Below are 24,939 nucleotides of genomic sequence, written 5' to 3' on the forward strand. Positions count from 1 at the left end.
AGGGCCGGGTTAATCTTTTAGGCTGAGAGTGGTTCATCCTCTGTGGAAAGCGAAGGTGTGTTGCGCATGGATTTTACAACCCTGGCCGGTTTAATCCTGGGGCTCCTGATTTTAGGGGGCGCTTTGGTTTTGGGACACGTCCCGCTGAGTACCCTGTTGAACGCCGAGGCCTTGCTGGTGGTGTTTGGGGGCACCCTGACCGCCACGCTGGTCAGTTTCCATGTGCCCACGCTGAAGCGGGCGCTGCAGGCCTTGCGGGGGGGCAGCGCGGAAAGTCATCTGGAAACCCGCAAGACCATTCAGTATGTGCTGGAGGTGGTGGGCTTTGTGCGGGATGAAGGCATTTTGGCCCTGCAGCCCATTATTGAGAGTATTGAAATTCCCTTTTTTCGCAAGGGCTTGCAACTGGTGCTGGACAACCGATCGGACCAGTTTATCCGGGACAGTTTATCCACCGAGATTGAGGTGTGTTACCGGGAGAGTCAGGATTGCGCCCGCGTTTACGAAACGGCTGGCGGTTTCGCCCCCACCATGGGTATTATCGGGGCGGTGATTGGCCTCATTCATATTGTGCAGGCCTCCCATCAGCCCGCCATTTTGGGTCAGGGCGTGGCCAGCGCTTTTAGCGCCACCCTGTATGGGGTGGCCTTGTCCAACCTGTTTTTACTGCCCATTGCCGGTAAGTTGCGGCAACGGGCCCGGGATGAATGGTTTATGCTGACTTTGTTGCTGGAGGCCATTCTGTGCATTCGAGCCGGTGAGCATCCCATGATTATCGAAGAGCGACTGAACGCCTTTGTCTCAGGCTCAGACACCCTGACCGTACCTCGCCCGGGACGAAAAGCCTATGCGGCACGGCCAGAGGGATATGCCACCCCACTGCCTCCACAGGCCGTCTTGCGGGATGATTTTCTGCAAGTGGGCGCCGCTGTGGACATGATGGAATGAAGGGGCAGGCAGGGGCATGACGCACATTGGCACTCGGCGCAACCAACCGGATTCTTCCACAGTCTCTATCGCTCAGGCTGTCCCGGTGCGGGCCCTGTTCCGCAAGCTGGAGACGCTGGAACGGGAGATGGAAGCAAACGTGCATACCGGGCACAACCGTTGGATGGTGCCCTATGCCGATTTACTGACGCTGTTACTGGGCTTGTTTCTGGTATTGGTCACGGCGGCCAAGTCAGAACCCCTTCCGCAGACGCCAACGCCCAAGTCGGTTGCATCCGTCACAGCCACTCAGAAGCAACTAAAGTCTGCGCAAAATCTGCCGAAAAAGAGAATGGCTGACTCAGACGCGCTATCCGCTCAACTAAAACAGCGCCTCCACATGCAAGGTGTGGAAATTCGTCAGCAGGAACGGGGTGTGGTCATTTCCCTGAAAGATAACATTTTGTTTGCCCCGGGCAGTGCCGATTTATCGCCGACGGCCCGCCACACCCTGCATCAATTGATCAGTCAACTCAAAAAAACACTGGGCCCTCAGGCTCGGTTAATAAGAGTAGAAGGACATAGCGACAATACACCCATCACCACCTCCCGTTATCCCTCCAACTGGGAGTTATCCACCGCTCGGGCCACCAATATCGTGCGCTACCTGATTGAGGGCAAGCATTATCGACCCGAGCAATTGTCCGCCACCGGCTACGGGGAGTTCAAACCGGTGGCCCAGAATTCATCCATTGAAGGGAAACAGAAAAACCGCCGAGTGGATATAGTGGTATTGAATGAGAGTATGGCCCTTCAAGAACCCCCTGCCGCCACACAGAATTTATCAGGCGCTGGCGGCATTTCCCCAAGTCGAGAGGATTGAATTTCAATGGCTAGACCGACCAAGCCGAAGGATTTAAAACCCAAAGTGGAAGGCGAAGGTGGCGCAGCGGCCCCGGCGACTCCGGCTGCAGAAGGCGGTTCCGGCAGCGGTGGGAGTGGTTTCGATTTAAAGTTCATCATCATGGTGGTGGTTATTCTGGTGGCCACTATCGGTGGTTCTGTTGGTTCTTCCTATCTTATGACCACCATGTTTGTGGTGCCCGAAATTGGCAAGCTGGCCAAGGCTGGCGGTGGCGGCCATGGGGCCGAGGGGGAAGCTCCCACGGGTCACGATGGGGCATCCACGGAAACGCCCGGAAGCCAGGTGGGCATGAACCTGGAGCTGGATGAGTTTATGGTGAATTTAAAACCAGACCCCAGCCTGCCGGGCAGTCAGTATTTACGGGCCAAAATGGCCTTGAGCGTGAAAGTGCCCGATGCCCAGAATTGCTACATTGAGCATCATGCCGAGGCGATCCCGCTGAAGGAGGGAACGCTGGGTGAGGGTAAGATCGTGGGGGCTGCGGCACCGGTGGACAGAACCCTGCTGGCCAGCGGGGGGGAGGCGGGGCCCAGTTGTGAGGACGTGTTCAAGAAAAATATGTCCAAGTACGTGCCCACCATTCGGGATGTGGTCAATGGCTCCCTCATGAAACGGAATGCCACACTGCTGGCCACTCTGGAGGGGCAGGAAGCCTTGAAAGACGAAATCAAGGAACAGCTCAACGCCATTATGGCCCCGGATTATCAAGTTTTACGAGTGAATTTCCAGGATTTCATTATCCAGCGTTAGGGTATAAGACGTTCAGCACGCCCTACGGAAACATCACTCTGGCATCGGATTTTACCCGGTTTTTGTGACAGGTTCACGGTCATCAGTCATTAGTGGAAATTGACAGAGGTTCATCGATTCTGAATGCTATCTCAAGAAGAAATTGATAGCCTGCTTTCCTCCCTCTCCGTAGGGGTGGATCAAAACGCGCCATCGCCCAGCACCGGTAACGCCGCCCTGGGTTCCGAGTCGGCCATGCCTTCGGCGCATCATGAGAAACGCAATTACAAGCTGTACAACTTTCGGCGGCCCGATAAATTTTCCAAGGATCACCTGCGGGCCCTGCAAACCATCCACGAAAGTTTTGCCCGGCAGCTGGGCCTGGTGCTGACCGCCTATTTGCGGATGACCGTGGAAATTGACGTGGTTTCCGTCGATCAGTTGACCTACGATGAATTTGTGCGCTCCATGCCCAGCCCCATGACCGTCAGTATTCTGGAGCTGGACCCGTTGCCGGGACAGGTGTTGCTGGGCTTTGGCTACGAGGTGACCTCCAGCGTGATTGATCGCATGCTGGGTGGGCCGGGCACACCGGAGGCCAAGGCGCGGGAACTGACCGATATTGAGCAATCCCTGATTCGGCGGGTGCTGGATCGGGCCATTTTATCGCTGGAAGAAGCGTGGCGTTCCATGATGAACGTGAACGCCAGTATGGTGGGCTTTGAGGAAAGCTACGCCCTCATTCAGGTGGCCACCCCGGGAGAAATCGTGGCCCTGATTACCTTTGAAGTGAATCTGGGCAACAAGCACTCAGGGCTAATCAGTCTGTGTATTCCCTACCCGGTGCTGGAAGGGGTCATTAGTCAGCTGAGCGCTCAGCATATTTTCCACCGTCAGCAGTCTAATATCCCGTTTGAAGAGCAGGAAAAAATTCTGCAAAAACTGAATTACGCCAAAATTCCCATTCAGGTCTTGCTGGGCGGCACCGAATTGACCGTTGGTGATCTGCTGGGTCTTTCGGTGGGGGATGTCATTCGTCTGGACAGGGCTGCCACCGATGATTTGCTGGCCTGCGTGAATGGACGCCCCAAGTTTTATTGCCGTCCCGGGCGGTTGAAAGACAAGTTGGCTGTGTATATGTATGACAGTGTGGAAATTGAGGAATCGATTGAGGGATTTGGCCTGTGATGAACGATTTGAATGGCGGCTTAACCAAAGAAGCGCTTGACGCGATTAGCGAAGTATCCAGTATCGCCATGGGTGCGGCCGGTTCCACACTGGGCATTCTGGTGGGTCAGGAGATTGAGATTGCCCCGCCTCAGATTAGTGAATACGAAAATCTGGCGGGCATGGACATCCCCTTTGGCGATGCGCCCAAGACAATTATCATGGTGCAGTTTGTCAAAGGGATTTTCACCACGGCCCTGTATATTGTTAAAAACTCCGATGTGCGCAAGCTGGCTGGCATGATGCTGGGCAGTACGGAGGAAGGCAGTGATGAGGAACTGACCGAACTGCAACTGGGCGCTGTGGGCGAGTTGATGAGTCAGATGATGAATTCGGCAGCCACCGGGATGGCCTCTGTGTTGCATGAAACGGTGGAAATCAACAATCCTGAAGTGATTCCCTATTCCAGCGATATGCTGGCCCAGTGCCTGCCCAAGGTCTTATCGGAACCGTTTGTGTTGACCAACTTACAGATGAAGGCCAACCAGGAAACGGTGCTGGAAATGATGGAGCTGCGGGTGTCATCGGAGCTGAAAGAGCAGGTGGCCCTGTTTATGTCCATTGAGGCCGCTCAGGGTGGGCCCGAAATGGCCGCCCCCGAAATGGCTACCCGTGATATGGAGGCCTCGGCCCAGATTAATGCCCACGCGGAGCCGCAACCGGCCATGGCTGGCACCGCCATGCCTCACGCCCGGGCCGCGGTGGGGAGTGGGGTTCACGTGGACCCGGTGACCGTTCGCCCGGTGGAATTTGGCTCGTTCGATCATCAGCCCAATGTGTACGGCGAGGAGAACAAGAACCTGTCTCTGGTCATGGATGTGACCCTCAACCTGACTGTGGAGCTGGGCAGAACAGAGTTGCCCATCAAGGATGTGCTGGAGTTGACCCGAGGTTCCGTCATTGAGCTGGATCGTATTGCCGGGGAGCCGGTGGATTTAATGGCCAATGGCAAGCTGATTGCCAAGGGCGAAGTGGTGGTGATTGAAGATAACTTTGGCTTGCGGATTACCAGCATTATCTCCCCGGCGGAACGGTTGCGGGGCTTGTAAGGCCTCGACTTCAGAAGGACGCTCACAAGCGGCTCTGCAAGTATCCCCCAAGTATCTCCTAAGGTAGGATAGGGGTAGATGCGAGGCGGTGTCCGCCCCGTCGGTTCTTGCCTATGGGGTTTGACCGTCGAAATGTCCGAGTGGCGAATGGCGGGATTGGGGCAAGGTGCTAAACTGAATCCAGAAAAAAGCCTGCAAACTCTGCACTTTCCAGTCAGCAATCCAGGGGAGAATGAGCCATGCGCTGCTGCAAGGGCCAGCATCTGGAAGGGGTGAATTACGCGTATGCCCGGTTTCCCCAGGCCGTTTTTGAGAGCGCCTTTTTGCACGAGGCCAATTTTGCCCGGGCCACTCTGGATGAGGCCAATTTCAAGCAGGCCCGCCTGCAGGGGGCCAACCTGAATCAGGCCAGTCTGGTCAATGCCGACCTGTCGGCGGCCATTCTGGACGGGGCCAGTCTGGTGGGCGCCAACCTGGCCAGTGCGGTTTTAAAAGGCGCTTCTCTGGTAGGGGCCGACTTGCGAGGGGCCAAAATTTTTAACGCCAGTTTAACCGGGGTGGATTTAACCGATGCCAACCTGCAAGGGGCGGACTTGACCGGTACCACCCTGTTTAACGCCATTCTCTCCGGCACCAACCTGATGAGTGCCAACCTGAGCGGCGCGGATCTGGAGGGGGCCCGGCTGAAGCAGGTGAACTTGCGACAGGCCAATCTGTTTCGCATGGATATGGGGCATGAGGGACATCTGATGGCCCCGCAGGGAAACCCGTCCAGCATGGTGGAAGTGGATCTGTCACAGGCCAATCTGGAGGGTGCCCATTTGGAAGGCGTGCCTATGCATCAGAATAACCTGCAAGAAGCCAATATGCGGCATGCCTATTTTCAGGGCACCGATATGGTTGATTCCCATCTGGAAAAAGCCGATTTGCGCGATACCAGTTTTGATGAGGAGAGCCATTTAAGCCAGGCTTTGCTGGCTGGGGCGCTCTATGATGGACAGACGCGTTTCCCGCAGGGGTTTGATCCCGCTGGAAATTTGATGCGGGAAATCTGACGCAGAAAACCTGATGCTTGAAAGGGGGGAGTCGGATTCAACGGTTTGCCGAGGTCGGGACTTTTGAACGGGAGGGTTTGGGAATGACAACGATTATGGAAGTTTGCGCTTGTCCCCGTTGTTTGTGTGAGGTGGATCACCAGGACCCCGGTGTGGTGATTAAGGGCGGTCTGTACTATTGCGGCAAACAATGTGCCGAAGGGCACCAGAATTATCCGGGGTGCGGGCACGCCAATTGCACCTGTTACTCCCTGCCCACCGATGACATGGGCAAAGTGTCGGCGGAACGAACCGACTCACGCTAACATAACACTTTATGCTAATGCTCAAAGCCCGCCACTGGTAGCAGAAGCGGGCTTTGAAAGGGTGTGCATTCTTTGGAGAAAGTTTAGAAACCCATGATGTGGAAGCCGGAATCCACGTGGATGACTTCACCGGTGACGCCACGGGACAGATGGCTGGCCAGGAACAAGGCGGTATCGGCCACTTCGCCGGTTTCGGTGTTCCGTTTGAGGGGGGTATGTTCTTCCATGTAGCCCAGAATATTCGAGAACCCGGAAATACCACGGGCGGCCAGGGTTTTAATGGGGCCTGCGGAAATGGCGTTCACCCGAATGTTTTTCTGGCCCAAGTCGGCGGCCAGATAGCGCACGCTCATCTCCAAAGCGGCTTTGGCCACACCCATGACGTTGTAGTTTTCCACCACGCGCTCGCCACCCAGATAGGTCAAGGTCACCACGCTGCCGCCACCGGCTTTCTCAAACAGAGGAACCGCGGCCTTGGTCAAAGCGGTCAGGGAATAGGCGCTGATGTCCTGAGCCAGCAGGTAGCCATCACGAGACGTATCTACAAAGGAACCGGACAGATCTTCTTTTTTGGCGAAAGCCACGCTGTGTACCAGCGTATCCAGTTGGCCGAACTCCTGCCCCACGGCATCGAATACGGACTGGATTTCAGCGTCGTTGGTGACATCGCAAGGCAAAATTAAAGAGCCTTCCAGCGTTTCCGCCAGTTCACGCACGTTTTTTTCCAGACGCTCGCCCTGGTAGGTGAAGGCCAACCGCATGCCGGCGGCGCTGAGGGCTTGGGCAATGGCCCAGGCGATACTGGTTTTGTGGGCCACCCCAAAGATTAAGCCGGTTTTTCCGGCCAGTAAGCCTTTAACGGCGGTTTGAGGGACTTCATTGACTTCAGTGGCAGGCATGGGATGCTCCTTCTCTGGATAGAATCATTGAAATATCCCCATAGCGTAGCCGGAACACACCCCGTTTTCAAACAAAAGCTCAAGCGGGCACCAGCCTAAGTCGTCGTTGATTCGGCCACACCTTCTGCCGAGTCCTCGCTGTCATTATCGAGGGCGGGTAACGGGGGGATGGACAACGCTTCCAGCAGGGCGGCCCAGGCTTGATCCCGGCCCGCGTTGGTTTCGGCGGAAAAGGCGATTAAGTCACTGGCGCTCAAATCCAGGGCCCGGGCGGACAGGGCCATTTGTTTGGCCACTTCGTTTTTGGACAGTTTGTCCGTTTTGGTGAGGATGACCTGAACCCGCCTGCCGTTGTACTGAAGCCATTCATACATCTGGATATCGTTATCCTGGGGGCCATGGCGAGAGTCGATCAGCTGGATGACCAGCCGGATGCTTTCCCGCTTGGACAGGTAGGCTTCCAGATTCTTACGCCACTTCTCCTGCTCGGTTTTGGAGATTTTGGCGAAGCCGTAGCCGGGCAAGTCCACCATTATGACTTTGTCTTTGCTGGACTTGGTTTTGGCGTAGTTGACATCGTAGAAGTTGATGTAGCGGGTTTTTCCGGGGGTGTTACTGGTGCGGGCCAGGTTTTTGCGCTGGGTCAGGCTGTTGATAAAGGAGGATTTGCCCACATTCGAGCGGCCCACCAGCACAATTTCCGGGCAGCCCTGAAAGTCGGGGCAGTCCTTTAGGCTGGGGGCGCTGATGATGTAATCGGCGGTCAGGATTTTCATGAGGGTTTCGGTTTCTCCACCAGCCAAGGGGTGGCCAATGCGTTGAAAAAGGGGATAATAAATGAAAAAAGAATAGAAAAGAATAGTATCAGGCACGAACGGGGAAGTCGAACCCTTTTCACGGGGCGGGAGACCCGTCGAGTCAGTAGTCGGTCACAGGGCTTCTCAAAAGTTTCTCAAACTGGGGAGAATCGGTTGATGCACGGGATTTACCAGCGATTAAAACGACCCTTTTTGGCCGGGGTGGCGCTGACAGGCATGGCTTTGATGATGACGCTTTTGGGCCCGTCGATGACGTTTCCCTCTCTGACTGAGGTGGCCCAGGCGGCTGGAAACGGCTACGGCTTTGCCCCGCAGCGCTACCAAAGCGGGTACAGTTACGGGAATGGCATCTTTTTTGCCCCCTACGCCTTTACCCTTTACAGCGAGCCGAAATCAGGCGCGCAGTCTATTGGGACGATTCGCTGGAGCCATAAAACCAGCGGCAACAATATTGAGTGGATTTCTCCGGCTGGCGATCGCCATGCCATTTACGCCGATCACACCTTCTTCTGTTTCTATCCCCTGCTGGATGTGGCCATGATGGCCGTGACCAGTGATACGGACGATGGCTGGGTGGAAGTGATTTACGATCAGGCCAGTGGTAAAACCGGCTGGGTGCAAACCCGGCTGCAACCGGAACCGGCGGCGGCCAGTCCGGCCAGTGCCCAGTCCGGCTCTAAGGTAGCGGCTACGGAACCCGCCCACTTTGGGGTTTATCAGACCTGGCAGGAGTTTATGAAGCTGAATGCCAAGGCCCACGGGATCTACTGGCTGACCGGGGTGAAAGAATACAATCGCTCCATTCGCAGCAGCGATGCGGATGAGGCCAAACTCATTCCGGTGACCATTATCCGGGATTTAAAAGTCAAGCACGTCCGTGGCAACTGGCTACTGGTGGAAGTGCTGGACTTTGAGCGCAACACCCCCATTGGTTGGGTACGCTGGCGGAACGATGACGGCAAGCTGATGGTCTTTCCCAACCTGTCGGGTCAGCACATGCCTATTGTGACCACGGCGTTTTAACGCAAATAGAATCCGGCGGCTTTGTCATGAGCGCATTTTGAGGTGGTTTAGAAGAATAGCGCCCCGTTATCCATCATGCGCTGACGTTGCTCAAAGTTTTTTTTCAGCAGTCCCCGGGTGCCTTCCTGCATGGCTTGGGCGACCAGATAGTTGGTTTGGGCACTAATGCCTTGCAAGGCCAGCGCTTTATCCTGGGCGGCCAAAGAGACCACGCTGGCCGGATTGCCATCGGCGGGGGCTGTATTGGCCAGAGCCATTCTGGCTTGATTGGCCCCAAAAGCCGCACCGGCACTATCAATGGCCAGGTTGGTCGGAAATAGGGAGAAGCCCACAGGGGGAAGCATAACTGGTTTTCCTAACTTCGAATAAACCAACAACCATTAAGATTATAAGTCGATTTATCCAACAAACTACACACATTAATTATTTAAAACCAGAAACCTCAAAAATGTTGATAGTTTTTGCGCCTGTTAACCCTATACAGTTTTGTGCGGAAGGGGTATGATGGCCCCTGAAAAGAGACGGACAAACGATCGCGGGCGTACGCGTTACGCCTGAGGAAAGTCCGGGCACCACAGAGCATGTAGCCGGGTAATGCCCGGTGCGGGCGACCGTGAGGATAGTGCCACAGAAATGATGACCGCCGATGGCCGAGCCGCAAGGCGAGGCACAGGTAAGGGTGCAACGGTGGGGTAAGAGCCCACCGGCAGGGTCGAGAGGCCCTGGCCAGGTAAACCCCGACAGGTGCAAGGTGCCGGAGATACTGTAGGCAACTGTTTACAAGTCTCCAATGGAAGCCGCATTGAATTGCAAGGGCTGCTCGTCCGCTTCCCGTATCCCGCTAGAGCTGGTTGGAAACAGCCAGTCGAGACAGATGATCGTTTACAACAGAACCCGGCTTATGGCTGTCTCTTTTCACTTTTCCGTCCGTTTTTCAGTCCGTTTCAACCCTGCGTCCGCTTAGGTGCTTCAGGGTACGGGTGGACCTTGTTGCGCCTCAGGCTCCGGGCTCATGGGGGCTTCCAGGGGTTGGGGCATTGCTTGCACAGGCGGTGGCGCCTCTCGGCGTATTTCCTGTGAGGGACCCTGCGAGGGACGTGGCAGACGGGGGGGCGGGGCTGTCATTGCCGCACGATTGCCACTGGGGCCTACGGTGCTTTTATCGCTGCCCGGCGGGGCTTGCTTTTCGCTACCCGTGGGCGGCGGGGGTAGTTTGTCCGGTAAAGGCTGAGGGTACTCGTTTTCCAGCAACGCATCATCTGAAATGGGCGGCAGGTTTACATCGCTGGCCATGGGGGGCTCATCCGCGTCTTTTTTACCGGCCTCTCCCGCTTTTCCACCGAAGTCAATCTCCCGGGAGTCTGACGGTACGTTGACCGTGGAGCGGGTCAGCCCATCGGCCTTGCTGTCGGGACTCATGGTGGAGGTCTGGTTGAAGGCGCCGCCAATGTCCGGGGCCGATTCTGGCAGTCGGGTATTAAAGTCCAGATTCACGTTTTTGAAAAACAGGCTGAAAAAGATGATCAGAATCACCAGAGAAACGGCCACGGTGGAGAAAAAGAGGATTAATAAGTTCTTGGGGCCCATTACACTGAGTCTCTTTCTGCTTTTGGTTCTGCTTTCTGGTTGAAATACGAGGGTTGTGGTTCCCTAGACCACGGCCCGGACTTTGCAACAGGATAACCGGATGTCGGCCCACTCTTCGGCCAAAGTGCGCATGCAGGCCAGGGCAAAGGGTTCTACCTGATCGCCCATGCCCAGCTCGGTGGCCAGACCGGAGGCCTCCACCGGAGCGCCTTGCGGGTCGATATTGATCCCGGTATGAATCAGGATGGAGGTGGGGCTGAGCGTGCAAATCGACACGGACAGCTTGGCGGTGTCCTCAAAAAACAGATCATCTCCCCGCCGCCGGATGCGGGCTTCCGGGTTTAACAGGTTGATGCGATCCTGAATGATGGAGGTGAACAGGCGCTGCAGCAGGACGCCTTCCTGCAGGGTGATGCCGAACACTTCCACAATAAAATTCAGCATTTTTTTAGAATAGATGTAGTCATCATTCAGCACGTCTTCCAGATCGACCATGCTGTCCTGATCCACTTCGCAGGGGCCGATAAACGCCACGACGGAGTCCCCCAGAATACCGTAGTTCCGGTAAATCCAGTGGTTGTTGAGTTCCTTGCCTGTATAAGGCGTTTCTTCGGGCACAAAATGATACTTCATAGCACTAGTGTACACCACTTTCAGGGTTCGTGTTGGCCCCGCCGCCCGTGATTGGTAACGGCGCCGCCAGCGTGGCGGGGCGGCGGTTGGCGTTGGGATCGATGAGGGGTTTGAGTTCTCCGCTGTTGTTGTCGTTGTTCATGGGAACCCCGCCCGCGCCGGGATGCAAGGGAGAATAGCCATAGGCCGGATCGTCCACGGCTGGGGCCTTGGCGGTGGGGCTGGCGGGCGAAGCGCTGGGCTTCTCTTCATCCAGCGCTGCACTTTCAGCACTTTCCTGCTTTGGCCCCAGATACTTTTTTTCCACCAGGATTTTGGGCGGTTTGGGAAATTCAACGGCCTGAATGGGGTACATTTTGTAGTACTCCCGGGCAAAGTTACCCCACACCGTAACCGAGTTGGAACTGAAAACGCCACGCAGGGGCACGTATTTGTCGTTGCCCATCCACACGCTGCCCACCATGTCGGCGGTGAAGCCGCTGAACCAGATGTCCCGCATCTCATCGGTGGTACCCGTTTTTCCGGCAACGGCCCGACCGGGAATAATGGCGTTCTTGCCGGTTCCTTTTTCCACCACGTCCTGCAGAATGGAAATCAGGTTGTAGACCGGCCCTTCCTCAAAGCGACGCTCTGGCTGGGGGCGCTCCAGATGGATTTCTCGGCCCCGGCTGTCTTCCACTTTCATCAACACCGTGGGGGGTAGGTAAATTCCGCCACGGGCGATGGTGGAGTAGGCCGTAATCACTTCCAGCGGAGAAATCCCCGCGGAGCCCAGCAGGCTGGAGAAGTTGGCGTCAATGGGGGAGGTGATACCCGCCAGCCGGGCGGTCTCAATGACCGGATCGATGCCCATTTTTAACCCCAGTTTAACCGTGGGGGTGTTACGAGAGAGGGTTAAGGCCTTGCGAATGGTCATAGAGCCCATGTAGCGACCGTCCCAGTTGTGGGGGCACCAGTTGCTGTAGCCGTTGTTAAAGCACACCGGACTATCGGAAATCTGGCTTTCCGGGGACACCAGCCCCAAGCGGAAGGCCGTCAGGTATACCAGCGGTTTGAAGGTGGAGCCAATGGCCCGGTGCTGCTGGGTGGCGTGGTTGAACTGGTTTTTTTCAAAATCCCGGCCGCCCACCAGGGCCAAAATATGCCCGTTGGCCAGGTTTTGGACGATGAAGGAGCCTTCCGAAGCGCCGGAGTATTTGATTTTATCCATCTCATCATACAGCGCCTTCTCTGCCAGTTCCTGTACCGGCTGATCCATGGTGGTATAGACTTTCAAGCCACCCTGACGCACCGCGCTGTCCCCAAACTTTTCTTTCAGTTGCTCTACCACGTACTGAATAAAGAACGGGTGCTTGGAGGGCTTGGGCAACTGGCGGTTCAGCTCCAGTTGCTCGGTGGCGGCCTTGGCCCGTTGTTCCTCGGTAATATAGCCAAAGGTCACCATGGCTCCCAATACTTCCAGCTGACGTTTGCGGGCCGCTTTGGGGTAAGCGTAGGGGGAGATACCTTCAGGGGCCTTTAACAAGCCCGCCAGCAGGGCGCTTTCTCCAATGGTCAGGTCTCGGGCGGGTTTTTTAAAATATCGGCGGGCCGCTTTTTCAATGCCGTAGCTTTGATTGCCCCAATACACCTGGTTCAGGTACATTTCCAGAATCTTGTTTTTATCGTAGTGCCGCTCCACCCGCATGGCCAGAAGGGCTTCCGCCACCTTACGGGTAATGGCCCGTTCCGGGCTCAGAAACAGGTTTTTCACCAGCTGCTGGGTCAGGGTGCTTCCCCCTTGCACGTCCTCGCCCCGGAAGTTTGCTGACGCGGCCCGCAGGGTCCCCCGGATATCAACGCCGTTATGCTCATAAAAGCGGTTGTCCTCAATGGCCATGACCGCCCGCTGGATGTTGGGGGAAATGTCTTTCAGGGGGACCACCACCCGGTCTTCATCCCCGTGGATATTGGCAATTAGCGTGCCGTTACGGTCGTAAATCCGGGTGCTTTCATACGGGTGCCACTCATGCAGCACCTTGACGTTGGGTAAAGCGGCGGCGGCTTCGGCCAGTTTGTTTCCCAACAGTACGGAGAGCAGAAAAATCAGGAAGGTAAAGACCGACACCGTGGTGATGAGGATGATTAACCCCAGCCTGTCCTGAACCACTTCGCTTTTACGGCGAACGTCTACGGGCAACTCAAATTGTCGGTCAGCCATTTTCTGCCATCACTCTTCATCAGCAACGTTTTTCAAACTCTGAACTGGCTTGAGAAAATCCTTAAACAACCAACCGGGTGAAGCAGGCCAATTTCAGATAAAAACGATTTAGCACACTGAGAAGATTATATCTGTTTTTTCGCACTGCATCATCCGGATCGTTCACCATGACTTTTTCAAAGAACGATTCCACGGCGGGAGACAAAGCGGACAATTGTTCGCTGAGCTGGGTATAGCTGGCGTGAATGCCTTGCGACTCAAGATGGCTCAACTGATCCAGCAGGGCCTGTTCAGCCTCGTCCCGCAAGTGAGCCGCCTGAACCAGGGCCACGGTGGCTTGCGGGTTATAATGCTGCCCCAGAATTTTATAAATCCGGTTGGCGGGCTCATAGACCTTTTTCAGGGTGTCCTCGTTCTGGGTCAGTTGCTTCAGGGCTTCCAGACGGGTCAGTACGTCGGCCAAATCCCGTAAGGGTGAGGTGTCGGACTCCAGCACGGCGTCAATCAGGTCATACCGGTTGTCCTGCTCCAGTAACCAGCCCCGGAATCGTTGCAGGATGAACGTGTTTACCAAATTCAGCGTGGTTTTCTCATCCTCGAATTTGGCCGTGGGGGGGGCGCTGCTCACCAGCGCCTGATAAGCCTGCCCCATCAGGGCCAGCAAATCCACGGTCAGTTTATTTTCCAGCACCGTCTGGATAATACCGCTGGCCATGCGGCGCAGACCCAGCGGATCTTTGGAGCCGGAGGGCAGTTTTGCGTTCTTCTGGCTGAACACGGCCACGATGGTGTCAATCTTATCGGCCAGACTGACGGCAATGCCCACCGGGGACTGAGCCACCAGATCTCCCGTAAAGCGGGGCAGGTAATGTTCAAAAATGGCTTCGGCCACCGCCTCGGGCTCTCCGGAAAGGCTGGCGTACTTGCGACCCATGGCCCCCTGGAGTTCAGTGAACTCAAAGACCATGCCGGTCACCAAATCGGTTTTGGCCAATTGGGCGGCCCGCTGAGTCAGGGCCTGTTGCGGGGCATCGTATCCCAAGGCGGCGGCTACCTGCTGGGCCAGTTTCTCCAGACGCAAGGCTTTTTCGTACATGCTGCCCAGCCCTTTTTGGAAGGTAATGCCCTTCAGGCTTTCCAGCCGGTCGATCAGGGGGATTTTTTGATCTTCCAGAAAGAAGAATCGGGCGTCTTCCAGCCGGGCGGTCAACACCTTCTCGTTGCCGTGGCGAATGGTTTCCGCGGCCTGTTTGCGCCCGTTGGAAACGGTCATAAAATAGGGCATCAGTCGGCCATCGGCGGCCCGCACCGGAAAATACTTCTGGTGGGCGGTCATGACCGTGGTGGTCACCTCTTCGGGAATGTCCAGAAAGCGCTCCTCAAAGCGTCCGACGACCACAGAGGGTTGTTCTACCAGCATGGTGACCGTATCCAGCAGGCGCTCGTTTTCCACAACGGTGCCGCCCAGTTGCTGGGCGCTGGCTTGCAGCTCTTCCCAAATGAGTTGACGACGCACACACTGATCCGCCAGCACGGCCCCTTCGGCTTTCAGTTTGTTCAGGTACTCATCCACCGAGGCGATGGTCACCGGCCCCTGAGCCATGACCCGGTGCCCGTGGGAGACGGTGTCCGAGTTCACCGGGCCAATGCTGAGCGGCAGATGCTGGTTGTTCCACAAGGACACCAGCCAGCGAATGGGGCGGGAAAAGCGAATGGTGTTGCTGCCCCAGGCCATAAAGTGGGAGCCGCTCAGGCCAAGCACAATGCCGGGCAGCAGTTCCGCCAGCAGTTCCCGGGTGGGGCGGCCTTTAAGTTGTTGATTCAGCACCATGTAGATTTCACCCTCAATGGTTTCCTGCACCAGTTGGGTAAACTCCACGCCCAGCTTGCGGGCAAAGCCCAGACCGGCCTGGGTGGGGTTGCCCTCAGCATCCAGGGCCACCCGAATGGGCGGGCCTTTGGTTTTAAAGGTGCGTTCTGCCTGTAATTCCGGCAAGGCCTGAATGATCAGGGCCAGTCGTCGGGGGGTGACGTAAACCGCCATCTCGCCATAGGGCAATGCCTGTTCATCCAGAGCGGCCTTGACTTTGTCGGTCAGCTCGGTGGGGGCGGACAACAGAAACTCCAGCGGGAGTTCCTCTGCGCCAATTTCCAGCAGGTATTGGTTGGAGTGAGGGGATGCGGTCATAAGTCGGGTTAGCCTCGTTCGGAGTCACGCTTTACAGTGGCTCCATTCTCCTACAGGCAAACCGGTAAGGAAAGGGTTGAATGATGGGGGCCCCGTTTGATGGGCGTCGGTCTTGAATTTGGGTGGGGGCAGCCTCACCTAATTCTTTAAGGACAATGCCCGCTGATGGGCCTGCTGCTCCAGCGTGTCGTCCAAGGCGGCTAGCTGGACATTACCATAACGGCGCTGTAGCGCTTTGGCGATAATTTCATCGGCCAGCGCCGGGTTTTTGGGCAACAACGATCCGTGCAGGTAGGTGCCGTAAAAATTATCGTGGGCCACCCCTTCAAAGCCGTCCTCTCCGTTGTTGCCGTGCCCGTGGATCACCTTGCCCAGCGGGGTCAGGCCATTTCCCAGATAGGTGCGGCCACTGTGGTTCTCAAAGCCCACCACCCGTTGCCCGTTGGGCCGTTCAATGGCCACGTTGCCGATGAAACGGGTATCGCCTGCCACGGTATAGGCGTCAATCAGGCTCAGCCCTTTCAGTTCATCCCCGTTGTGCGGTTTGTAATAATGGCCCAGCAACTGGTACCCCCCGCAGATGGTCAAAAACACCGCGCCCAGGGTGGCGGCGGTTCTTAAACTGTCGGCCTTCACTTTGTGCAGGTCCTGGCAGACCTGAATCTGCTGGGAGTCCTGCCCCCCGCCCATGAAATATAAATCCGCCTCTTCCGGGTTCAGCCGCTCCCCCAGACCCGGGGTCAGGATTTGCACGGCAATGCCCCGCCATTGGCAGCGTTGATACAGGGTTAGAATATTGCCCCGGTCGCCATAGATATTCAGCTGATCCGGGTACAGGTAGGCAATGCGTAGTTCCATCCCTTTATTGTAGGGCCTGAGCGTTATTTTGTTAATGATCGTTTACAAGCTAACATCAAATCCCGAATGTTTGCTTTTATGCTTATACAGGTTGGATGTTAGGCTGGTTGAAACGCTGGGTTGAAGGTTTTAGGGCTGAGTTGAACTAACAAGAGCGACCAGGCTGGGTTATTGGGTAGATGACCGGATCGGGAGGATGGAACTTTATGATGCAGTGGCATAAAAAACGGGACGTGCTGGGTGAGAAATACGGCAGCGAGGAAGCATTGAAACAGGCTCGTGAATTGCTGCTAAAAGACGAGCAAAGCGAAGAGGCCTTTCTGGGCGCGCAGGCGGTGCTGATGCTGCAAGGCTTGCTGTAAGCCTTGGTTTTTAAGAACTGGCAAGAACGACGGGTGTTGCTCCCGTCGTTTTTTGCGTTTGAATTTTTTGACTTTGAACTTTGACAGGGTGTGTCCGCTGGCAGCCCGGATCTAGTTTTTGCGAATGACCTCAGAGCCAAAATCATCCAATGGGCCCATCCAGTTGCCGTAGTAAATGTTGTGGAAAAACTGTTCCGTGGTGGACTTGGTTTGCACGGAAGGTTCTTTCCACTCCTGACGGCTGCGTTGCTGGTTGGCCGTCTGAATAACTTCTGGCGAGTACCCTTTGATTTTCATGAGATCCCCGTCCGGTGCGTAGGCCAGACACGGACTGGCCAGCAATAGAAGGGCACTGGCTGTCAGAATCAATCGGTCGGCGGGGAAATGGCTGGATTTCATGGGACTGCACTCCTTTGGGGCTTGGTAGCGCTTCGGGGGGAATATTTAAATCGGCTATCGGCAAGTTTCATCAGGACTTGAATGGAAGTTGCCAACGTAGGGCCCGGGGGCGTCCCGGCTTCCATTCAGGGCAGGCTCCCGGAAAACAGGCTGCTTTTATTCCCGCAGGCCGTGGGGTGACATCCGGCAGCGATAACGCTGAAACTTGATCTATAATTAGTTTAGAGGTGTTAGAACCGGCTCGACTCCTGATAATGGAGTATGTTTCGCCATAAAATTAATTTTTTCATCAGGGGCTCAATATTTTTAAACGGCTGCCGATAGGATTTAGTATTCGCCCAAAGCTTACACCGGTTAACAAGTTGAACTTCGGGGCTTTGTATTCTGTTTGAACGCAAGAAAGGGACCACGCCCGCGTGTCGGATACGTTTCTTACCGATGATTCCCAGCTTCCCTCCGGCCTCCTCACAGGCACTGAAGCGGAGCTGGCCCTGACGGGATATGAGCTGAGCCTGCCGGACCCCTTCGGGATTGAAATGCCCTGGGAGGTTCTGGGGGCCATGATTCAGGGCCGATCCTCCATTGATTTGACGGCCATGCCGGTTTACACGGAGGAAGAGGCCCGGGAGTTTGTGGCCAGTTATGGCTTTGATCTGGATTTGCCGGAAGATCAGGCCGAGATGGAAGCCTATTTTATCGAGGCAGTTCATTTTATCGAGCATCGTTTTCTGACCCGCTCCGTGGACTGGGAAGCGCTTGGTGAGCCGGTCATCCCCCTTGAGAAAATCCCGCTGTCGGTGACAGCCAACCGGAACGTGCTGGATCTCCTGTTGTTGGCCTCTCAGCCCAATCACCCCAACCGGCCCTGGGCTTGCGCCCTGCTTAAGGTGATTCACACCCTGGTTTATATCCAGAATAGCCCCCTCTACAAGCATCATGCCCAGGCCAGCGAAGCCATTCTGTCCCGCTTTCGGGAGGTATTACTGCCGCAGGGCGACGGCACCATTCTGCTGAAGGGTCGTCGGGCACGCCAACTCAGGCTGTACGCCTTTGAGGCCAAGCATCACAAGCCCAGAGAGAGTATTCTGATTAAACTCCTTTGCAAGAAGGAAAACGTGGCTGAGAATGTGTGGGATTTGGTGGGTGTTCGTTTGGTGACCTTTCGCCCGGCGGAGGCGTTGCTGGCCGTGGATATTTTGCGGGAGCAGAAGGTCATTCTGTTTCCTAACGTCATTCCCAGTCGTTCCCGCAATATGCTGGTGGATTTTGAGCATTTGCAGGCCCTTTACGAGCAGGCCCTGTCCGAGTATCAACAGGGGCAGCGGAGCTTGCAGAGCCTTCAGGACTTCTTTCAGACCGCAGACTACGTTCAGCCCAAAGAAGGCCCCCACAACGCCAATCCGTTGAGTTCTCCGCAGTATCGCTCCCTGCATATTACCTGCCGCCATTTGCTGCGGGTGAAATCCGGGGCCGGGCACACGGAAACCCGCTTTGCCTTCCCCTACGAAATTCAGGTGCTGGACAAAGGCAGCTATCTGGACAGCAGAATTGGGGATGGGGCCCATGCCCAGTACAAGCAGCGTCAGTTGATTGCGGCCCGCCGACGGGTGATGGGGCCCTTGCTGAAGCCCTGAAACCCCAAGCCCTTACCAAAGGGTGGCTTGGGCAAGGGCTTTAAACGTTGGGTATTGTAGCTAGTAGCTGGGCTGGCTTAGGCCGTGGCTGGCTTGAGTGCCTGCGGGGCCGCTGCCCGGTTGCGCCACATGGCCAGCATGACACTGGCGTTGAAGATGCTGGAGTAGGTTCCTGCGGCAACCCCGATAATAATTGCCAAAACGAAGTCCCTGGTGGTTTCCCCGCCAAAGAAGTACAGGGCCAGCATGGTGAGCAGAACCGTGAGCGAGGTGTTGATACTGCGGGTCAGGGTCTGGTTCACGCTCATGTTCATAATGGTGACAAAGGGCAGTTTTTTGGTGTAGTAAATTTTTAAATTTTCCCGAATACGGTCAAAGACCACGATGGTGTCGTGGACGCTGAAACCAATCACCGTCAGCACAGAGGTAATGAACAGACTGTCTACCTCGGTATTGAACAGGCGACCGAACATGGCGAACATGCCCAGCAGGAAAACGGTATCGTGCAGCAACGCCACCACGGCGCACACGGCAAAGTCAAACTGGAAGCGATAGGTCAGGTAGCCCACAATCAGGATGTAAGCCAAAACCAGGGCCAGCAAACCGTTGCTCAGTAACTCCTTGGCCAAAGCCGGGCCAATAGAGTTTTTCTGAAGCACCGTGATGTGTCCGTACTGGCTTTCCAGATCTTTCAGGATTTCCTGATCCACCTGACCCTGCATGTGCTTGGCCCGAACAGACACGATGGAGGCAATCTCGCCGGTAGGCTGCTTTTCGTGCTGGTTCGTGGTCACGGTTGCCGTCTGGGCGCCAGCTTTTTCCGCAGAAGCGTCGCCCGTCATTGTGGGGGCTTCGGCCTGGGAGGGGGCCGTACGTTCGGCGCCGATTTCCACCGCTTTTTTATTGATGCCCACTCGGGGCTCCTGAATTTGTACCACCGAGCCTGCGTAGCCATGCTCATCGAACACGTGCTTGATTTTTTCCACATCCGGCTGGGAAACGTGCTTGGAGAAGCCGTATTCCAGCAGGGTTCCGCCCTTGAAGTCGATGCCCAGCTTCAGTGGGGCCCGGATTTCCGGGTCCAACATGTTGGCCGCAATGTAATAGATTCCCGGCAGCAGAAAGAGCAGGGAAATGCCAATAAACAGCCAGCGGTACTTGTAGAGGTTCAAGGGGCCTTCATTGACGGTGGTAGTGGTTTCAGGGGTGATTTGTTTCGACATATCGTGCGATCTCTTCATCAAATGCTTGTGCGGGAAGGCAAAGGCTAGGCCTTCACGGGGGCGCCGGTGGGCTCGCCACTGGCATTGTCAATCAGGTGTAAGAAGGTTCGGGTGACGGTAATGGCGGAGAACATGCTGACGCCCACCCCGATGGCCAGGGTCAGGGCGAAGCCTTTCACCGCGCCAGTGCCCATCACCCACAGCAACAGGCAGGTAATGAGGGTGGTGGTGTTGCTATCGAAAATGGAGGGAAAGGCCCGGTCAAAGCCGACTTCAACCGCTTTCCACTTGGAGCGCCCGGCCCGTAACTCTTCCTTGGTCCGCTCGAAAATCAGGATGTTGGCATCCACGGCCATCCCGATACTGAGGATGAAACCGGCGATGCCCGCCAGCGTGAAGGTCACCCCAACGGTCATAAAAATGGCGAAGGTCAGCAAGGTGTAAACCAGTAGGGCCATTCCAGCCACAAAGCCCCGCATGCGGTAGCACAGAATCATAAAGGCCAGCACCAGCCCCAGTCCAATCAGTCCGGCAAAAAGACTTTGCTTGATGGAGGATTGTCCAAGCAGGGGGCCAATGGTGTTTTCTTCTACTACGTCAATGTCCACAGGCAAGGCACCGGCGTTCAGGGTATCCACCAGCTCCTTGGCGGTTTCATGGGTGAAGTTCCCCTCAATCATGCCGCTGCCATCCAGAATGGGCTCGTTCACAGCTGGGGCGGAAACCTGTTCATCGTCAAAGAAGATGCCGATGGGGGCTCGGGTGGGGGCCAGCTCACGGGTTAAATCGGCGAATTTTTTGGCGCCTGACGGGCTGAGGGTGAACTGGACAATCCACTCTCCGGATTGCTGGGTGGCCACATCGGCCTTGGTGAAGTCTTTACCGGATACACCCGTGTTGACCCACTGGCGTTGGGCATCCAGCTTTTTAAATTCCAGCTTGCCCACCCGCCCCAGGAGGCGCTTGGCTTCATCGGGGTCTTTAACCCCGGGGATTTCCACGATCAGGCGGTTTTCTCCGGCCCGTTGAACGACCGATTCCCCAATGCCCATGCCATTCACACGGCGCTCAATCACGGTTTGCAGGCTGTCCATATCTGCCGGTCGGATTTTGGGGACGTCCGGGGTGGGCTCCGCTTGCAGAGTCAGGCGGGTGCCGCCTTTCAGGTCCAGACCCAGACGAATATTATCCTTGTCTTTGACCACGGTCCACAGGGATGCCATGATCAGCACTACGATGATGAGCAGGTTGACTTTGGGATTTTTAAACATGGGTTTATTCTCTTTTGGTCTGAATTTCTTGTAATACCTGTCTGGTTGGGCAGCGGCTCTCTCGCGTCATTCTGCCACGTGGAAGGGGCTAATACCCGAAGCCCCCCGAAGTTTGCAGGCCCTGGCAATCAGGAGATCCTCAGCGTAAGGTTTCTAACTGGCCTTTCAGCTTTTTTCAGAAAGAAACGCGCCCGTCAAGATCTGCAATTCGGTTTATTGTAATGGAAACTGGCCCGAATGTAGAAATTTTTTGTAAAGTCAGCGGCCTGAGAGGCTAAATTGACTCTCAGGTGCTGGGGACTACCATTAATACCGATTTTACCGGTCGGATGACGGGAGCCTTATTGGCGGCGTATTTGCCGAAAATGGTTTGCCCCTGATACCACAGGCTGGATGAGCTGCCACCGTCCAGAGCCATTGCTTTCACAGCGCCTCGGGCCTTTAGCAGATTGGCGACATCGCTTAGGGTAAAGCCGGAGCCGCCCGGCTTGCTGGCGTTCTGGGCCCCCATCAGCAGTAGAATGTCCCCTTTGGCGGTAATGCCCACAGCACTGCGGGCGTTCAGGGCACATACCCCGATGGGATCCCGGGTGCGCTTGCCCGCGGCGTTATAATCCACAAAGCCCTCGGCCAGATCCTGAACCTGGGGCAGGAGCGTGGGGCCTGCCCCCAGTGAGGATTGCAGCAGGCAGTCCTTGGGGATGCTGGCATTACGGGGGGTAATGTCATATTGGGTCTGGAAAGAGCCGTTAGAGCCCTGACAGAGGTAAAGCCGCAATTCCGGGCGGTTAAAAATTTTGGGCAGGTAGGGCACCAGTTTTTCGTTGCTGACCAGATTGGGGTTGATGCGAGGATCGGCCACCAGGGAGCCGCCTTGAAAGATGAAGGAGGTGGTCAGGCTGTTGCCGGGGTCAAAAAAGCCCCCGTTGATGATAAAAAGAGGCTTCTGGCCTGTCATGCCGGGTTGCGGGATGGACTGCCAGCCGGGCGACTTCAGGGTAAGCAGGGTTTTGGAAACTGCGGGTATCACCTTGTAACCGCTGCGGACGGGCACTTTTAAAACGAAAATTTCGCCTTGGGGAAACTGCTTGCGCTCAAGGGCCAACGGAGGTGCCACGGTGTCGGCGGTGCTTTTTTTCTCCGTGGGAGAGGCGGTCTGTTGGGCCACTCCGGCCATGTTGACGCAAAGCACCATCAATAGCCAGGCGCCAATGACTGTGGCAATCATCGAGGGCCGATACGGGGCATAACGCCGGAGTGTGGAAAAATACGATAAGGCCATAACTAAAGTGCTTTTCCTCATACTGTAAGGATGCTCAATATGGTAACTTAAGCCCCCAAGAGCAAATATCAGTCTATTGTAAACAAAAATGTTAAGCAAAACAATTTGAGGCGCGACGACCTCAAAAGGCTTGATAAGTCTTTTTTTTGAGCTTAATTAGCATCAAATTGGCGTGAGTGGGTTTCTTATAATAGACAAAGCAGCCCGTCGGGATTATCTGCTTCCTTGGGATCATCTTCATTCTGGAAGTTTTGCTGCGTTAAATACACCGGTATACATTGACACACTGTATCAACTGAAGAACACGAGGGCCTTGTAGTGGGCGGTTTTATGCCTGTTACATCCAAGTTATTGCCTCGGCCAAGGAACTTAATGTACCTGGCGGAAGTAGCCGTGCTGACCCGCTTGGCCACTGGATTGACCCGTGTGCTGGAAAACCGGCCCTCCAAGCAGAAAAATCCCACCCTGTCCGAGGGTCAAAAAAAGCAGGCCATGGCGGAACGCTTTTTTGTGGAAATTCTGGGCACTATGGGCTATATGGCCTGTTTGCATCTGGGGCAGGATCTGGTGGATGGGCTGACCCGATGTAAAGACCGTGTCCTGAAATTTTCCGATGAAAGTCTGGTGAAAGATCTGAAGAGTCTTGATGAGTCCCAGTTCTCAGGCATCAAAAAAATGCTGGACAAGCTCAACATCACCGTCAATGATTTAGATGCCAAGCTGAAAGAATCCGTGGCCGAAACTTATGGTCCCCAAGGATCGGCATTTAAAAGCCCTGTATTTAAAACCCTATACGAACATGAATTACCGGGCTCTACGGATAAAAAAACGCTCTTGGGGAAGGCCAACCTGGTCACGGTGAAAAACCAGTTCAAGAAAAAAGTGGAGCAGGTCGCTGAAAAAAGCGGCGTGGCTCTAGAGCATCAACAGCTGGATGCCGCTTTGAGCAAGATTGTGAATGAAGTGAAGCCTTTGAAAGATTTCGCCAAGCGCAATAACCAGCTGGCGGTTTTGGGTATTTTTACCGGCGTGGTGGGCAGCGCGCTGGTGGGCGGTTCCTTGACCCAATGGATGAATGACCGGGTGATCGCTCCGAGTGCCAAAAAGTTTTTTAACCGCAAACAACAAAAAAAAGGGGCGATCCCGCTGGCCGCTTCCCCATTGTCCCCCGTGCCCTCTGCGGCCAGCGATCCGGCGGTGACTCACAAGGCCCTGTCTCTGGTTTCCGCTCCATCGGTAATGCCCCTTGTGCCGCCGGTGCCCGTTTATTTGCCCAACCCCAAGACACAGGCGCGTCCGCCTATTTTTAAGGCCCAGCAGCCAGTCCTTACCCCCATGAGCCTGACGCCCAAACCCTGGCCGGGCGGTGGCGTATGATGCATGTGCTTCAAAATACGCCCCGGGTCCTGCAAAATGTGGGCAGCAGTATTGTGAATAAACCCGGCTTTTTCCGGGATCAATCCCTTATTTTGGCCTCGTTGGCATTGGTCATTTCCCGGATTGTGGTAGCCAATATTTCAGCGGTCAAGGCTCAGGGCACTTCCGAGGGTCCGTTTCGCTACCGAGAGTCGATTCGTACCGATATGCGTGAAATCGGCGGCTTCCTGAGTGGTTTTGTCTTACTGCGGGGATTTCAGGTTTTTACCCAAAAGGCCTTGCGCAAGCATTTGGGCGTTGAAGTTTCCTCTCTGAGTGACGGCTACAGTTTCAAGCAACTTTGGCAGGATTTGACTTCCAAAACCAGACCGGCTGCCTTTAATCCGAAACTGGCCTACAGTACCGATCCGTTCATGGCTCCCGGGGAGTTAAAACCACTGGCCCGGCTGGTGTCCCGTGTCTTTGATGCGCCGATTCTTAACGGGTTGAAAGAAAAAGCGGCTGCCCAGGTGAAAACGGAAGGCTTGTCGGAAGCTGCCGCCGCTTTGGCCAAAAACAAAGCCTTTATCGTCAACGGCGTTTACAAACTGGCTCCCATTCTGGTGGGTTCTATTCCCAGTGTGGCTTTGGCCGGATATTTTCTGGAGCGCATGACCCGGGATCATTCCGAGCAAATTGTGGACGCCGTGAGTAACCGTCTGGGTTCCAAGGATGAGAAACCGGCCACCTTGCCGCCCCCGACCACTCTGCCACCGCAGCCCGCCCCCAGACCGACTGTGGCAGCCGCAGCCTCGCCAGCGGGTCTGGTACAATTTGGCATCCGACCCTTTCCTCACCCCAATGGGGCTTACCCGGTGAATCGTTGGCATGCCGTAAATCCGATGGCTCGGTTTTTTAAACCCGGTTCCCTGATGTTGAGAGTCGGGTTATGAATTGATGGGTGCCGTTTATTTTTGCAGGAGTGTCCG

24 protein-coding genes and 1 other RNA gene are annotated in these 24,939 nt (G+C 55.5%); 13 read left to right on the top strand and 12 right to left on the bottom strand.

The window, feature by feature from the left end; all coding sequences use genetic code 11:
* Positions 1-66: 66 nt before the first annotated feature.
* The 7 genes from DF283_RS03800 to DF283_RS03830 all read left to right on the top strand — a co-directional run bounded on the left by DF283_RS03800 (position 67) and on the right by DF283_RS03830 (position 6,217).
* Positions 67-948 carry a motility protein A gene (locus DF283_RS03800; protein WP_303673382.1) on the top strand — a complete coding sequence of 294 codons (882 nt, stop codon included), beginning with the start codon at positions 67-69 and terminating at the stop codon, positions 946-948.
* Between the two features lie 16 nt (positions 949-964).
* Positions 965-1,810, top strand: coding sequence for an OmpA/MotB family protein (locus DF283_RS03805; protein ID WP_303673383.1), 846 nt, complete (start codon positions 965-967; stop codon positions 1,808-1,810).
* A 6-nt stretch (positions 1,811-1,816) separates the two neighbouring features.
* Positions 1,817-2,602, top strand: a complete 786-nt coding sequence (locus tag DF283_RS03810) for a flagellar basal body-associated FliL family protein (RefSeq protein ID WP_303673384.1) — start codon at positions 1,817-1,819, stop codon at positions 2,600-2,602.
* Positions 2,603-2,725: 123 nt separating this feature from the next.
* Entirely contained in the window at positions 2,726-3,769 is a 1,044-nt protein-coding gene (gene fliM / locus DF283_RS03815) for a flagellar motor switch protein FliM (protein WP_303673385.1), read from the top strand.
* Positions 3,769-4,857, top strand: coding sequence for a flagellar motor switch phosphatase FliY (fliY, locus tag DF283_RS03820; RefSeq protein ID WP_303673386.1), 1,089 nt, complete (start codon positions 3,769-3,771; stop codon positions 4,855-4,857). Before fliM ends, fliY begins: the two co-directional genes overlap by 1 nt.
* 239 nt (positions 4,858-5,096) lie before the next feature.
* On the top strand, positions 5,097-5,912 hold the full coding sequence (locus tag DF283_RS03825) for a pentapeptide repeat-containing protein (RefSeq protein WP_303673387.1): 816 nt from the start codon (positions 5,097-5,099) through the stop codon (positions 5,910-5,912).
* A gap of 83 nt (positions 5,913-5,995) precedes the next feature.
* The gene (locus tag DF283_RS03830; RefSeq protein WP_303673388.1) at positions 5,996-6,217 is read left to right on the top strand and encodes a metallothionein; all 222 of its coding nucleotides are present in this window, start codon (positions 5,996-5,998) and stop codon (positions 6,215-6,217) included.
* 83 nt (positions 6,218-6,300) lie between these two features.
* Here the strand turns inward: DF283_RS03830 and DF283_RS03835 are convergent, their stop codons facing one another.
* Positions 6,301-7,116, bottom strand: coding sequence for an enoyl-ACP reductase FabI (locus tag DF283_RS03835; protein WP_303673389.1), 816 nt, complete (start codon positions 7,114-7,116; stop codon positions 6,301-6,303).
* A 95-nt stretch (positions 7,117-7,211) separates the two neighbouring features.
* A complete protein-coding gene (gene yihA, locus DF283_RS03840) occupies positions 7,212-7,892 on the bottom strand; it encodes a ribosome biogenesis GTP-binding protein YihA/YsxC (RefSeq protein ID WP_303673390.1) in 681 nt (226 codons plus the stop codon).
* Between the two features lie 198 nt (positions 7,893-8,090).
* Here yihA and DF283_RS03845 point away from each other — a divergent pair, with 198 nt between their 5' ends.
* Positions 8,091-8,957, top strand: coding sequence for a hypothetical protein (locus DF283_RS03845; protein WP_303673391.1), 867 nt, complete (start codon positions 8,091-8,093; stop codon positions 8,955-8,957).
* Positions 8,958-9,004: 47 nt separating this feature from the next.
* Here DF283_RS03845 and DF283_RS03850 read toward each other — a convergent pair whose 3' ends face one another.
* A complete protein-coding gene (locus DF283_RS03850; protein WP_303673392.1) occupies positions 9,005-9,301 on the bottom strand; it encodes a hypothetical protein in 297 nt (98 codons plus the stop codon).
* Positions 9,302-9,474: 173 nt separating this feature from the next.
* On the opposite strand from DF283_RS03850, the gene rnpB reads away from it, so the two are divergent.
* Positions 9,475-9,874: RNase P RNA component class A (gene rnpB, locus DF283_RS03855), an RNA gene on the top strand.
* A 52-nt stretch (positions 9,875-9,926) separates the two neighbouring features.
* On the opposite strand, the gene DF283_RS03860 is transcribed toward rnpB, so the two are convergent.
* The 5 genes from DF283_RS03860 to DF283_RS03880 all read right to left on the bottom strand — a co-directional run bounded on the left by DF283_RS03860 (position 9,927) and on the right by DF283_RS03880 (position 16,423).
* The gene (locus DF283_RS03860; RefSeq protein ID WP_303673393.1) at positions 9,927-10,544 is read right to left on the bottom strand and encodes a hypothetical protein; all 618 of its coding nucleotides are present in this window, start codon (positions 10,542-10,544) and stop codon (positions 9,927-9,929) included.
* A gap of 63 nt (positions 10,545-10,607) precedes the next feature.
* Entirely contained in the window at positions 10,608-11,177 is a 570-nt protein-coding gene (locus tag DF283_RS03865) for a DUF366 family protein (RefSeq protein ID WP_303673394.1), read from the bottom strand.
* A 4-nt stretch (positions 11,178-11,181) separates the two neighbouring features.
* Positions 11,182-13,377, bottom strand: a complete 2,196-nt coding sequence (locus DF283_RS03870) for a transglycosylase domain-containing protein (RefSeq protein ID WP_303673395.1) — start codon at positions 13,375-13,377, stop codon at positions 11,182-11,184.
* A 61-nt stretch (positions 13,378-13,438) separates the two neighbouring features.
* Complete coding sequence (gene glyS / locus DF283_RS03875) at positions 13,439-15,565, bottom strand: glycine--tRNA ligase subunit beta (RefSeq protein ID WP_303673396.1); 2,127 nt, start codon at positions 15,563-15,565, stop codon at positions 13,439-13,441.
* Positions 15,566-15,703: 138 nt separating this feature from the next.
* A complete protein-coding gene (locus DF283_RS03880) occupies positions 15,704-16,423 on the bottom strand; it encodes a type 1 glutamine amidotransferase (RefSeq protein WP_303673397.1) in 720 nt (239 codons plus the stop codon).
* Positions 16,424-16,629: 206 nt separating this feature from the next.
* Here DF283_RS03880 and DF283_RS03885 point away from each other — a divergent pair, with 206 nt between their 5' ends.
* Positions 16,630-16,785 (top strand): YbjQ family protein, encoded by a 156-nt coding sequence (locus DF283_RS03885; RefSeq protein WP_303673398.1) that lies wholly within the window; start codon positions 16,630-16,632, stop codon positions 16,783-16,785.
* A gap of 111 nt (positions 16,786-16,896) precedes the next feature.
* Here the strand turns inward: DF283_RS03885 and DF283_RS03890 are convergent, their stop codons facing one another.
* Positions 16,897-17,184: a hypothetical protein gene (locus tag DF283_RS03890; RefSeq protein WP_303673399.1), complete on the bottom strand. Its 288-nt coding sequence runs from the start codon at positions 17,182-17,184 to the stop codon at positions 16,897-16,899.
* A 416-nt stretch (positions 17,185-17,600) separates the two neighbouring features.
* On the opposite strand from DF283_RS03890, the gene DF283_RS03895 reads away from it, so the two are divergent.
* Positions 17,601-18,818: a TIGR04552 family protein gene (locus DF283_RS03895; protein ID WP_303673400.1), complete on the top strand. Its 1,218-nt coding sequence runs from the start codon at positions 17,601-17,603 to the stop codon at positions 18,816-18,818.
* A gap of 77 nt (positions 18,819-18,895) precedes the next feature.
* Here DF283_RS03895 and secF read toward each other — a convergent pair whose 3' ends face one another.
* The 3 genes from secF to DF283_RS03910 all read right to left on the bottom strand — a co-directional run bounded on the left by secF (position 18,896) and on the right by DF283_RS03910 (position 22,594).
* A complete protein-coding gene (secF, locus tag DF283_RS03900) occupies positions 18,896-20,041 on the bottom strand; it encodes a protein translocase subunit SecF (RefSeq protein ID WP_303673401.1) in 1,146 nt (381 codons plus the stop codon).
* Between the two features lie 44 nt (positions 20,042-20,085).
* Complete coding sequence (gene secD, locus DF283_RS03905) at positions 20,086-21,312, bottom strand: protein translocase subunit SecD (RefSeq protein ID WP_303673402.1); 1,227 nt, start codon at positions 21,310-21,312, stop codon at positions 20,086-20,088.
* A 286-nt stretch (positions 21,313-21,598) separates the two neighbouring features.
* Complete coding sequence (locus tag DF283_RS03910) at positions 21,599-22,594, bottom strand: phosphodiester glycosidase family protein (RefSeq protein WP_303673403.1); 996 nt, start codon at positions 22,592-22,594, stop codon at positions 21,599-21,601.
* A 372-nt stretch (positions 22,595-22,966) separates the two neighbouring features.
* Here DF283_RS03910 and DF283_RS03915 point away from each other — a divergent pair, with 372 nt between their 5' ends.
* Positions 22,967-23,971 carry a hypothetical protein gene (locus DF283_RS03915; protein ID WP_303673404.1) on the top strand — a complete coding sequence of 335 codons (1,005 nt, stop codon included), beginning with the start codon at positions 22,967-22,969 and terminating at the stop codon, positions 23,969-23,971.
* A complete protein-coding gene (locus DF283_RS03920; RefSeq protein ID WP_303673405.1) occupies positions 23,968-24,903 on the top strand; it encodes a hypothetical protein in 936 nt (311 codons plus the stop codon). The genes DF283_RS03915 and DF283_RS03920 overlap by 4 nt, the downstream gene beginning before the upstream one ends.
* Positions 24,904-24,939: the final 36 nt, after the last annotated feature.

The sequence above is a fragment of the Vampirovibrio chlorellavorus genome (genome assembly GCF_003149375.1).
In the GTDB taxonomy this organism is placed as follows: Bacteria; Cyanobacteriota; Vampirovibrionia; order Vampirovibrionales; family Vampirovibrionaceae; genus Vampirovibrio; species Vampirovibrio chlorellavorus_B.